General features: G+C 34.0%; 8 protein-coding genes. 5 read left to right on the top strand and 3 right to left on the bottom strand.

Annotation, left to right across the window (positions count from 1 at the left end; genetic code table 11):
• Positions 1-314 precede the first annotated feature (314 nt).
• From AC27IF_RS20080 to AC27IF_RS20060, 5 genes are all read left to right on the top strand, one after another.
• Entirely contained in the window at positions 315-1,550 is a 1,236-nt protein-coding gene (locus tag AC27IF_RS20080; RefSeq protein ID WP_487056134.1) for an alpha/beta hydrolase, read from the top strand.
• 27 nt (positions 1,551-1,577) lie between these two features.
• Complete coding sequence (locus AC27IF_RS20075) at positions 1,578-2,015, top strand: YybH family protein (RefSeq protein WP_487056133.1); 438 nt, start codon at positions 1,578-1,580, stop codon at positions 2,013-2,015.
• Between the two features lie 38 nt (positions 2,016-2,053).
• Entirely contained in the window at positions 2,054-3,115 is a 1,062-nt protein-coding gene (locus tag AC27IF_RS20070; RefSeq protein WP_487056132.1) for a helix-turn-helix domain-containing protein, read from the top strand.
• Positions 3,116-3,264: 149 nt separating this feature from the next.
• Entirely contained in the window at positions 3,265-5,538 is a 2,274-nt protein-coding gene (locus AC27IF_RS20065; protein WP_487056131.1) for a hypothetical protein, read from the top strand.
• 1,284 nt (positions 5,539-6,822) lie between these two features.
• Complete coding sequence (locus AC27IF_RS20060) at positions 6,823-7,098, top strand: HU family DNA-binding protein (RefSeq protein ID WP_487056130.1); 276 nt, start codon at positions 6,823-6,825, stop codon at positions 7,096-7,098.
• Here AC27IF_RS20060 and AC27IF_RS20055 read toward each other — a convergent pair.
• From AC27IF_RS20055 to AC27IF_RS20045, 3 genes are read right to left on the bottom strand one after another with little or no spacing between them, the layout of a single operon-like run.
• Complete coding sequence (locus AC27IF_RS20055) at positions 7,095-10,274, bottom strand: tyrosine-type recombinase/integrase (protein ID WP_487056129.1); 3,180 nt, start codon at positions 10,272-10,274, stop codon at positions 7,095-7,097. The two genes, AC27IF_RS20060 and AC27IF_RS20055, sit on opposite strands and share 4 nt — an antisense overlap.
• Before the next feature lie 47 nt (positions 10,275-10,321).
• Positions 10,322-12,529, bottom strand: a complete 2,208-nt coding sequence (locus AC27IF_RS20050; protein ID WP_487056128.1) for a hypothetical protein — start codon at positions 12,527-12,529, stop codon at positions 10,322-10,324.
• Positions 12,530-12,537: 8 nt separating this feature from the next.
• Entirely contained in the window at positions 12,538-13,107 is a 570-nt protein-coding gene (locus tag AC27IF_RS20045) for a hypothetical protein (RefSeq protein WP_487056127.1), read from the bottom strand.
• Between the last annotated feature and the right edge of the window lie 525 nt (positions 13,108-13,632).

Here is a 13,632-nt window from a genome sequence, read left to right as displayed (position 1 = left end):
TACGAAAATGAAGTTCAGGGGGATTTGAGTGATGAAAGGGAGAAATTGAAACAAATACTACTAGCTGCTTCCAAATTTTGAATGCTGCTAATGAGATGATATCGTTCATCTCTTAGGTCATTTAAATAAGAACCTTCGATTAAATGTTTAATTACTAATATGGTTATATCCACCTCATCATTAGAATGAACCGTTTTATACCAATTAAATATCAATTTTAAACAGTCGAATTACCCTTCGACTATTCTCGATATACGCTCAAATCAAAAAGTACTAATTAGGTTAAACAATCAACAATTATAGGAATTGATATAGTGAAACGTTTTTTAATATTGATAATTTTAATAGCCACACCATTGCACACTTTGGCTGTCGAAGTGCTTGAATCAGGGGTGCTAAATAGCCATTTCTCAAAAGCACTACATCAAGAAAGGCGATTCACAGTTGACTTGCCAGAGAATTACCAAGATAACAACAAGGATTATTTGACAATCTACATTGTCGATAGTGACTTTCAGTTTAGGCATGTTGCAGCTGCTACCAAACATTTAGCTAGTATGGGTAAAATACCACCGATGATTGTCGTTGGCATTGCCACTAATGGGCACTCTGACTACTTAAAACAAACGACTTGGCCTGTAGATGAAAATGATGATTTCGGAGGTTCAAAGGAGTTTTATAAATATATAAATCAAGAGCTTATACCTCACATAGACAACAATTATCGTACAAATAAAAGCAGGATATTAGCAGGTTATTCCTTAGGAGGCCTTTTTACAACTTACGCGATGGTTCAAACTGATTCCCCTTTCGACGCCTTCTTAGCCATGAGTCCTAGCTATTGGTACGATGACTATTCAACGTCTGAGCTAATTATTGATTTCATTTCTAAGAATAAAAGTAAAAAACTTGCTCCTTTTTATTTATCAGTAGCCAACGAACAAGGAATGGGAGTAGAAAACGCTTATAATGAGATACTCAAAAATAAAAATGAGAAATTTAAGATAGCCTTCAAAAAATACCCAGAAGAAACCCACTACACAACAGCCTTACCTGCACTAGAAGGAGGCTTCAACTTCCTTTTTCCAGATTATTTTGAAGACGGTTATGAGTTGAAAGCACATGAAAATGTTACCGAAGTTCTAAATACTTTTATTGAAAAGAAAGAAGGTTTCAATGGTTTCAGCATTGGCTGGCTACAAGCATATAAATTCTCAAAATATGTTTTTCAAACCAAGCAACTAGCCCAAACTAATGAAATATTAGCAACAGTAAAACATCATTTTCCAGAGTCAATTGTCAACATAACTAACTATATGGCAAAAGGCTACAACACGACAAGAAAGTACGATATGGCTAAAGACATCCTTGAACGAATTGAGTTGGAAGGTAAAACCTCTGCTTTATGGCATCATCAATATAGCTTAGCTTTAAAAGGTGAAAATAAGCTCGAACTTTCTAAATATCATCAAAAGATAGCGATGGATTTAGCAAAGAGTCAATCCCTTCCTCTATGGCAAGTATGGGAAATGAAAACTAGCTCTAAATAACAATATACCTGGAAATAGATAAGTATTATGAAAACAATAACAGCACTACTTTTATTGGCTATAGCTTGCATTTTACCCGCTAAAGCTAACAGCTGTAACTTTGAATGCACATTCAAGAAACATATAAAATCAATACAAGAAAAGGACTATTTGACATTTGAATCTACTTTAAATAAAGACGGTGATCTCTCATTGATTTTACCAAATGGTAATTACGTAAATGACATTTCTAAATTTAAATCAATGATGAAACAATGGTTTGATTCGAATGATTGGACTTTTGAAACTAAAGTGCTGCGAACAATAGAGAATGAAAATTTAGGTTTAGTTATACTGTGGGTTGACTATAGAGAGTTCAAGGTAAATAAAAAACCAATTCATAAAAAGCAATATTTAACTTTAGTGTTCAAGAAACAACACAATGAATGGTTGTTAGTTCATGATCAAAATACTTCTATAAATTAGGCATTAAGAGGTAGTTAGAACAAGAGAGTTTTGTACCAATGAACATAATCTCCGTAACATCTATTACTATTTACCCAGTAAATGTTCTTCATATTATTTTAATAAGCATATGCCTATTTAGCATTATGCTAGTTTTCAATAAAAGACAATATAAAGCTCTGGCGTTTCTACTAGCAACCTATGCACTACAGATGCTTTTCAATATTCTTGAAGAATTAAGAATAACTCGAGACTTCTATTTAATTACTCCTGCTATTCCTCTAGCAATAGGCCCACTATACTACTTATTTACCAAGAATTTAATCTATGGTGATATTAGTTTAAGCAAGCATTGTATTCACTTTTCTCCTGCTATAGTTGCCTTATGCTTTACTGCATATTGGCCTACTTTAATGCAAATAGCTTTTGCAATATTAATTATCTACTTTGCTCTAACCTTTAAGCTGTTACACCGTTACCACCAAGTACTAAAAAACATCACCTCGTATGAAGAGAAATATAAATTAGCTTGGATGATACGAATATATTCCATTATATTTATTACAAAGTTTATTTCTTTTATTCGTATGAACCTACAACAAGTAATTGATTATCAATTGCTGATACAGTGGTACTTTATTGAGCTTACACTTTTGATCTTAACAACCAGTTATCTAGTCATTAAAGCCATTCGTCATCCAAAATTGTACTCAGGAATCGCAGACTTTGATCAACTATTAACAATCGATGATTATAAATCAATACAAACCAATAGCGATCAAGTACAAGCACAGCAACTTTTTGCCAGCATTGATAGTCACGTTAAACAATCTCACGCTTACCGAAAGCCTAAATTATCCTTGCGGAATCTGTCTGAAGAAATAGGATTATCTGAAAAAGATGTTTCTTGGGCAATCAACCAAGGAGGAAATAAAAATTTTTCAGATTATATTAACTCATTTCGCATTGAAGAAATTAAACAAGCATTAAATCAGAAATCAAAAAATCAAAACTTACTCGATATTGCCTTCAATGCAGGCTTCAACTCCAAATCATCGTTCAATGCCGTATTCAAACGCTTAACTGGAATGACGCCAAGTCAATATGTAAAAACCGTTTGATTATTAAAGAAATATTAATTTCGTACTAAGTGCGAAATTAATATTGGACGCATAAAAACAAACAAATTTAGTCTAAATTCATCTTTTAAGACGATTACAGCAAAAACGTTTCTACAATGATTATATAGAAACGAAATGAGGTAAACGCAATGAAAAAAATCAGTCATACGCTTTTAAATGCAGCACATCATATTGTAACAAACAAGTCTGTTCTATTAGGTCTTTTGTTTTGCACATCTCTACTACTAACACCTCTGGTTTATACGCAAGAATTCGCTCACCATATTGCTCCTTTCGGTAGTAACATCGAACAAGTGAAAGAAAAGCTATCAAGCAAATGCGATAACCTGAAGATTCTCACTATCCCTAAAATATTAAATAAACACTCTACCGAAGAACGACAACTTGAGTGCACGGGTTATTCGTATTTAGGCAAAAAGCGCTTTGTTGAAATGATGTTTAGTGATAACCAGCTAGATATTATCCATATAATGAATATTCGTAAATTATTTCCTGACTTAAAACACATGCTTGAGCTTGAATATGGCCAGCAAGACTTATCAGAAGGCAGTAAAGACATCAGTAGCAACACCTTAGATTACTTTTCCAAAGCTGGCATTTCGTTGCGCCGTTTTCCCATGAAAATTTCATTTGTTTCACCTAGGATGCGAGATAATTACCATACTTTCATGCAGTCTATTGCTAAAAATAAATTGAATGCTAATTTAACCAAAGATCAATGGTTACAAGATCTAACAACATTAGATCGCTACATCCGTAATAATCATATCAATCCATTCTGGTCTAATGATGAAGCTGGTTACATGGAGCTATTTTATCAAGCACGAGCATATATTGAGCATGCTAAAAGCATCAAGCCACATAAAGCTAATAGCTATATTAACGCATTAGTAGCCTATATTAATGATGGCCACTCTTATGTGAGCAATAATGCAGATCGTTTTGGCTTCTATCCTTATAGATCCGAGTGGTTCGAAGACGGTTTATTTATCACCCGAGTTGACGAGCAATACCAACATTTACTTGGCGCAAAAATTGTTGCTTTTGATGAAACGCCAGTAGAAAAAGCAGCTAAATTAATGACTCAATACATTCCAGCCGTTAGTAGCTCAAGTTACAAAAACCATTCTCGCTTTGTCTACAACTATGCAGGTTTGCTAAAAGCTACTGGGGTTACTAACTCTGATCAAAAGATGACATTAACCTTAAAATTGGCAAACGGTAAACAGCGCAAACATACTTTTAAAAAAGATAAACGAAAGTATAATGAGGTCGTCTGGGCATACCTTCAAGATATGGAAACCCCTAAACCTATTTACTTACAAAATACTGATAAACCGCGTTGGTTTAAGCATTTCCCACGTGAAAATGCTTTGTATGTTTATTACGGTTCAGTGTTAGAGCTCGAAAATGGACAAATAGCAGAGTTTAGCCGACAAGTTATGCAAGCTGTTGATAGCTTATCACCACAAAAACTAATTATCGATGTGCGTAATAATGGCGGTGGTAATTCGCTTTTAAATGCTCCACTGGTCAACGCGATTGCAGGGCATAAAGCAATTAACCAACATGGTAAATTGTTTGTGATTACTGGACGTAACACTTTTTCTGCAGCTGTTAATTTTTCTGGAAATATGGAAATAAAAACCCAGGCCTTATTCGCAGGCGAAAAGGTCGGAGACAGTTCAAGTTTTGCCGGAGAAGCTGGTCCTCAGGCAAAATACCGCTTACCTAACTCTCACGTAATCGTTAACTTATCATTTTCAGAGTGGAATACCACATACGATAATGACCAACGTGATGCAATTGCCCTTGATATTCCTGTTGAAACAAGTATGCAAGATATTTTGGCTGGTAAAGATCCTGTATTAGACGCCATATATGCTTATCAACCAATAAACAAAATAACTAACAAGGTAGACCAAAAGACTATAGGTAAGTGGCTTGGCCGTTATGATTACAGCCCAGATAAAGCCTTAGAAATCACCCAGGAAAATGGCGAGTTAAAAATGGAAGTAACTGAATCAATATTTTCTTCGCTTTATCCTGCTGGTAATAGCGAGATGTCAACAGATATGTCAGGCATTAGACTTAAATTACGTCAAGACGGTGCTATTGAATGGCATCAGTTTGGTAGTCCAATGCGTATTTTAAATCCGTTACCAGATAATCAGCAAAAACCATTAGAGTTACTGATTAATGGACAATTTAAGCAAGCTAAAGATGCTTATTTAAGCATCTATAAAAAACAACCAACGCTATTATCAATTCGCGGCAATAGTATGGGAATATTATCAAGTCATTTAAAGGCTCGCTACAATAACCAAGAGCTAATTGACCAATTACGGCACATTACTGAAGCTATGCATGGCGAATATATATTTAGTTGGTTATATTGGTAATTATAGCAAAAATTAGTCTGGGCAATCCTTATCTAGTGGGTATCTGATTTGAAAAAAATTCAGTTCGTTTAATGGATATTAAAAACCATTCTAATTTTATAGATACAGCTTCGACCTAACAAGTAAATAGTTAGCAACTCGTTGGCCGAAGGCTACATTACTATAGACAGTGATTATGGTACGAATAAAGGCCAAAATTTCGGCGATTTAATTGGAGTAGTGAACAAAAAAATTATTAGAGATGTATATTCTGATGTCAACATTAGTATTAAAACACCTACAACTAGCAGTAAAATTGGTGGGCTGTTTGGCTCAATAGATAGCCCTGCTTAGCAAACTTACACGAATATGTTTGCGATGGGGGAGATAAATACGCATTCAACAAACGTATGGTATATCGGTGGGTCAACAGGCATTAATAACAACTCTTTAGACAATGTTTATTCAAGCGTAGATATATCAGGAACAAGTATATATGACCGAAACTTTGGTTCTTTAATAGGAAGTAATAATAATAGTCAAGTTACACACTCTTATGCCACTCAGCAAAGAAATAGTAATAGTCAAAAAGTCTCGTTGGCTCTAATTGGAGCGCACCGGATTTAGACTCAGGTTCAAATTACTGTGTATCTGATGATACAAGTGCGGAAATGCAAAGCAGTTATAATTTTGACTTTGATAGTATATGGCAGATAGATGAGTCTGCATCATTGCCCGCTCTGCGAGGGTTTAACGTTAAGTTACAGTTGAAATAGTACTTCTTTAACTTTAAAGACCATTTGAAGTATTTCCTTTAAATAGTCTTTATTAAAACCTTTTCTAATCCCAATTTAATGCTAAGAACCATATTTCCTAGTAGCTAAATCGGCAATGATAAAAAACAGTACTACAAAAATCACTCCACTTACCCTATTTTATTTTGTCTTGATGCAGCAATGCCTTCACGCGACTTTATGAGCAGCTAGTAACCATTTTCACTGCAGTTATTCCACTCAATAACATTCCAAATTTTGAAGAATTTTTATTTTAAAAACAACATATTAACTCAATTTTCACATAAAAATAGAAATACGCTAAAGGCCTGTTTTCCATTTAAAAAGTGATAAAACGAAGTCTAAAATTTAGTCAGCTGAGATAAAGTATGCACAAATTGATCATAATTTCCATGGCACTTTGTGCCCCTGAGCGAGATAGAATCAAATTCTGTTTACGATAATTATTTCCCTACATAGACATATTTGTTTAATATTAAAACAACAATAAAAACCAAATAGGAAAATAACAATGAACAAAGGTCAATTAGTAGACAAAATTGCTGAAGGTGCTGATATTACTAAAGCTTCTGCAGGTCGTGCATTAGATAGTTTAATAGGTACGGTTTCATCTGAGTTAGCTGATGGTGGCGATATTGCGCTAGTCGGTTTTGGTACATTTAAAGTATCTGCTCGTGCGGCGCGCAAAGGCCGTAACCCACAAACAGGTGCTGAAATTCAAATTGCAGCTTCAAATGTACCTGGTTTCAAAGCAGGTAAGGCATTGAAAGATGCATGTAATAGTTAATTATTATTTCTGTCCACAAACGCTTTACATTCATCTTTTTTAAACAAATAGATTGCTAAACCATGAAATATATACGTCAAAGCATTAGAGCTATACTTTTCACTTTGACGCATATATGCCTTTGATTTTTCAATCAATGTTTTTTCATCCGGATGGGTTAGATATAGCTCAATTTTACCATTAGGGTATAAGCTTCTGCGTAAAGTGGTTTCTTGCAAAATTTCTATTTTTATATTTTCATTTACCTTTTGCCATCTTTCTTGACACTTCTTTTTATCTAAGGGGTTTCTAGGCTTTAACTGTAGACGCCATCTGCTTTCATCAAAAACACCCAATACCAACTTCAAAAACCTTTTGAGTTCGACTGTACTAGAAAAAGCAATACCTGATGAAGATGACGTTACATGAGTGATAAAGTACTTAATACTATGCTCAATTTTTCGAGGTTTCTTTTCATGTAAGCTACGTAAACTCTCAATTGCTTTATCAGCATCAGTTAATTCCTTATTGCTTTGTGGTCTGCTTGGCGCTAATGGAATTTGACCATTAGGTACCAATTTTAGTGAGGAAAAAAGCCTTGATTTATTTTTACTCGTAACTAAGCCAGATAGCGCTTTGCTATTTTCAAGCCATTTATTGATGATAACTTCACTTAACTGATATTTAATGACCAGCTCAGATAAAATCATCCCCTGTTCCGCGTCTCGTAAAATAGACATACACAAATCAAATGTTGGCTCTATGACAAAAGGCTTGATATTGATATCTTCAACTCTTAAAGTACTTGCTCTTGTCCGCTTTTTCTTATTTGGTTTAATTACCTCTGTGTAAGGCTTAAGCCCTTTTATTAAACCTAATTTAATATGATTGATATCTACATTAGTTTTTTTAATCTCTTCTTTCTTACATAACCTCGTAAAAAAATTACTAGAAAGCCCACTCAATATACTTAACTGTGTTGTTGAATACTGTTGTCGGGAATTTATAATCTTATTTGCAATTACTTTATCTGTAAAATGCAGGTAATGAGCAAATGTTGTTTCTGGTGTTACATGTCCGGCAAGCCCTGCCAATGCCCAATAAATATCTCGTTGATTATTTTCAATATCTTCACTGACTAACAGCTCTCTAATAGCACTCGCCTTCTCAGGTCTATATGAGGTCAGCTCAGCTATTAGTTTTTCATCACGCTCTAAAACAACATGTAACTTAGACAATGCACTATGACGTAGATGATGAAACGTTAGAGGTAACCCAGATGTAATCTCTTTTAAAAAGAACTTAACCATTGAGCTAATCTTGTTTGCGTCTAAAGGTATTTCATTAGTTGCAGGCATTGAAAACAATAGCGCGTTGGTTTTATTATCAATATCAAAACGTCTAACGGCTAAATATTTAGTTAAAATTTCAAGCTCTTCATCCAACAATAATACTGTTAATGGTATTTTTCTTAAGGCGCTGTAGCTTTTGTTAGTTCCATATTTGTTATTCCTTACATAAAGCCATTTTTCATCAGAATCCTCAATATCAAAATATTTTAATTTTATTAGCTCACCTCTTCTAAGACCTGTTCTATATGCAATAATGAGCAAGCAAATCAAACCATGTTTAGTTCTTTCTTGCAAATCAGTGATTTGAGAAACGCACTGCAACAATAACTTAAATACCGACTCTGAAATAAACCCAGTTCGTACATACGATTGACTCTTTTTACTAAATGGCAAGGGTTGAGATAATGGGGGGAAATCAAAATTTCTTACCGAAAACTGATGAAATTCTTGAAACCGTGACGCACAGTAACTTTTAGTCTTTTCACTTACTTCGATATCAAGAATAGACTCATATAACTCAAAAAAGTCGCTTTCATCGATCACATTTAAATCAATTTCAGATGTAAAACTTAGCCATTTTGTACCGATTGCTGAAAAGTATGTGCGTAATGTTCTTACTTTACGTTTTTTTTCATCTAATAAATAAAATAACCATAAAATAATAAATCTAGCATTGTCAGGTAACTCCATACTTAATATTTCAGTTAGTTTTTTATGTGCATTGCTAGGTGTGTTAAGTTTATATTCCCTCCCCCTCATTTTCTTATTGTTATCAACATAGATACCAATAGCATCTCGAACCTTTGCTATCAACTGTTCAAAAACCACACCTTGCCTAGTATTTTTACTTTTTGATGAGCTGTTGGCTTTGTTCGAAGGTACTTGAACTAACTCAGCAAATTGATAGTTGCTTTTTTTTATCTCAAAGGTGTTAAATAGTGAAGATTGAAATTGGGGTGTTAATGAAGCACAAGGAACAATACCCAAAGCATAATTAACATTCACTTGTGATAGTTGAATACTATCTTGCTGCTCTGTCAAACCAACTGCCGCTTTACAAAATATATTGATCGTATTTAATTTTATCGATGCATAGTTGTCATATTTTTTTAACAATGGATGCATAAAATTCCAGCATGTAATAGCCGTCAACATAGTTAAGTCGCTTTCAGTATCTTTGATATCTTTCTTAACCAAATAAAGGTGAATTAAAGAAAGTGTGACCATATCGGGATACCATCGCCTAAGACTTACATCTTTATCCTCATCGTCAACTTTAATAACATGATTTAGCGCTTGGTTTGAATTATTGAATTGTAAATCAATCCAAATCCAATCATTTCTTTGAATAATTAGATTACTTTTTCTATATAATTGCTCCCCTAGTGAAGCCAAAGCATTTGGAATACATAATCCACCATTAGTAGCAGCAGAAATTAAGATGCAACCTAACAGCTCATGCTGGTCAAAATTGGACACCCCATCAGGTGTATAAATGACCTTATGAAATTCGACATTCCAAATATTTAATTGTTTTACATTGCTAAACCATTTCAGTGTACGAAGTGGAGCTGCTCTTTTAACACGGATCATATAAGGAGGCACTTCTAACAACCACTTACCTTGCTTATTTCCATCATTGATAGCTTTAGATACCCAATTTCTAGCAAACTTATATTCATATAAACTTGTGAAGTGCTTTTGTAGATCTTTTTGAAGTGCCCTCATTTTTCTTTCATAATGCACCTCTGAAGTGTTAGTTTTTTCAACAAATAGCTCAGGAAGGTGCTTAGCTAATAATCGTTCAGTTTTATTATGAATAGCATCAATGCGTTTTTTACGCATACTAAAACGCGCTGAAATACCAAATCCATTATTGTTTGAATGTGGCATTAATATATATCCATCCCGTTCAATGGCTCTATCAATAACTTATCCCTCATATAATTATTGATACCCTTAGCAACATTACGCAAATCATCCATACTCAAACCACTATAACGATCGAAATTTTCTCCAGCATGACCAATATGCCCCATCCAAGCGTCTACAAACGGTCCAGAAAACCCTAATTCACGTAATTTGGTACGCATAAAGTGTCTATGCCAATTTAATGGCAAAGGAAAAATACTATCAAGATACCCCTTCAAACTAGTCGGAGTAACAGGTACTAGCTCATCATCAAATATAAAAAAGAACAGTGTTATATCAACAAGTTCACTTCTTTTCGTAGTTAGCATTATTGAGCGCGATATTTCAGGAGTGGTGTGTTTATAGTAATTAGACAATGCTTTCAGATGCGTTAGATATAATTCTACTTGCTCAATAGCTAATTCGGGTAATACTAGAACACGCGCAGCAAGCTCTGTTCTTTCCTCTTTGTCAGATATAAAAATAGTTTCGGCATTAAGATCAAAAATATCTAGAGACTCATAAGGATCACGAACAGGCCGATGCCCTGTCGCAATATTTAATAGCAAAATTGAATATATTACATACAAGTTATGAAAATCAATAACGCCTTCACTTCGCCGTTTTCTTTCTTGAGATAATCGAGTTGATATTTCTCTAAAGAGGTTACTAATTGTTGCTGGCTTTACTTGAAGCTGGCTGCCAAACTTGTTCGATTTATTTTTAACATTAGGCTCTTTAAATAAGCAAGCTATATAATCTTGATAAAGACTTACTAATCTTTCAGTGTCTACGCTGTAGTAATAGGTTCCCGGTTCTTGTGATAAACCCTTATTAAGAATAAAGGCAATTTCAGATCCATCAACTCCCTTTCTTGTTAAAAAGTATTCAAAGTGATTTTTAATACGATTGAGCGTTATATTACATCGTTGCAATTTATTAATAGAAGTTAAAATATCTTTAATTTCATCTATTCGTGGAGGTGGTTTAAAATGCAATATGAAGAAAGTTGATAGTCCTTCAGCTATAACATATGGAAGGTCAAAATGAAGCTTTCGAGATGATCGATTTATCCATTTTGATAGCGGCTCATCAACCGCATGGTTTGGTAAATCAATATTCACCTCAAGATAGTAGTTTTGCTCTACCTCAACTAGTTCAAAGTTTTCAGTGTAAATATCTGATAACCCACGACCGGTCGTCAAACTCACTAGGATAAAGGTATACTCTTCTGTTTTACCTATATTTGACTGACATTCTTCAAGTAGAATAGAGACTTCTCTTTGTGTTAAGTATGAAGTGCTAGTAGCAAGCTTTTTCTGCCTACGATTGATGTTATTAATAACAGCTTTTGCAGTTTGGTTTTGCAACGCTAATGAATGGCTAATATCTTTCGGTAGCTTACTTTTAACAGAATAATATTGCTCGATATTTACTTGATCTGCATTCCTTTCAACGTCCTCAACATAACACTCATCTCCACTTAAGCGAATTTGTTGGTACTCAACAACTTCTGACGCTTCATCATCAGTATCAATAGACCTAGGTATAATTGGTCCATCAGGTTTAATGGTTGTAGGAGGTAATCTTATAACAGGCCTATATACTGGTTCTTTTTTTTGATAACAATCTAGTAACTTTTTTATAGGCATTATTCTTAATGAAAATTTAGTTTGCTTAAGCCTTAAAGTATCTAATTCTTGTATCAATTGAATAAGAGGGAGCTTAAAGTCAGGTAAAAATAAAATAAGCTTCTCGTTTTTATCAACCATAGTCCTAAATTGCTGAAACGCTTTTGATATAATTTTCTCATAATTTATCAAACCACTTAAATACATTGCTGCAACAAGTAACTTACTCTGTACAATAAGATACAGCTCGGCACTATTTACAGGGACAGTAGAAACAAACGATGCACAAGTATATGTTTGAATAAACCCAGCCTTTTCGATGGCGTTATTAAGTTTATTTAATTTAGGAGCCAACGAACCATCAGGCAAATCTATTGAGCTGAGTTTATTTAACTCTTTTGTAATATATTGCCTTTCTTCAGCATCAACTAATTCTAGTTGGTTAAAATTATGTAAGAGTAGCTTAATATTCTCTTTAACTACTTTTCCAGCATCAAACTCTGATGGCAAATTCAGATTTTTACTCGGTAGGATTTCAACAAGATCACTAACACTCATATAAACACTTAATTAATATACACCTTGCTAGGAAATAAATGGCTTGGCAAAGTACACGTTTGTGATTCAGCCTTTTTAATTTGATTTCTTATTGTCGAACGTGATTCACCTGTTAATTGTTCAACCATTCTTTGCTCAGATGAAGTATATCCAGATAAAAGAAGATCGCTCTTCACTGTAGCAGGAAGTTGAGTGATAATATCTTTGATACAAGCTAAATTGCTAGCTTGGTTATACGATGTCATTTGAGTTGAAAGTAAATAACTCCAAGCAAGGTTTAAAATTTCTTGTTCGCTTATTTTCTTGTGTATAAAAACAACAATAGTATCAAGATCAAAATGGTTACAATAAGGAAGCCAATGCCAGCCTGAAAAAAAATATATTTTCTTTTCCTGTTGAATTGCATGTAATGGTGTTTGTAATTGAAACTGCTGAACTGACTTAGCTGATAGTTTAGATAAATCAAATTGATAAGATTGATTACGGGAATACTCAAATGCCTCCCCAATTAATGGATGCATAATGATAGGAGTTTTTGCTAATAAAGGCGTACGAACAGTATATTTGACCTTCCCCATTTAATTATCCTTCAAACATTAAGCATGTGTTTAGTTTGCTACAATTATAAGTAAAGGTCAAAAATCGGTAAATAGAGCCATTTTAGAGTGTAGACTTTGTGACAGAGACAAACACACTTTGTTTAAATTGATTTTATTAGATAACAACAGCATAAACATTTAATATAAGTTTATGCTATAATTATCAATATAGTACAAGCTACACAACTTAACATCGTTTAATAAAACTTAACAAAGGTACCCTTACAAGGCGGGGGTCACTGGTTCAAGCCCAGTATCGTCCACCATCATTAACATCCTAGAAACTTTCTACTATATCAAAACAATAAACTAATTCGTTAAAGCACCTTCTAACCTTTATCACCCTCACCGTATCACTAATTCAAGCCCAGTATCGTCCACCATCATCAACATCCTAGAAACTTTCTACTATATCAAAACAATAAACTAATTCGTTAAAGCACCTTCTACCCTTTACCACCCTCACCGTATCACTAATTCAAGCCCAGTATCGTCCACCATCAT

The organism is Colwellia sp. KS18-150 (assembly GCF_057551365.1).
The sequence above is the reverse complement of the archived record's forward strand: the minus strand, read 5'-3'. Positions and strand labels throughout refer to the sequence as shown.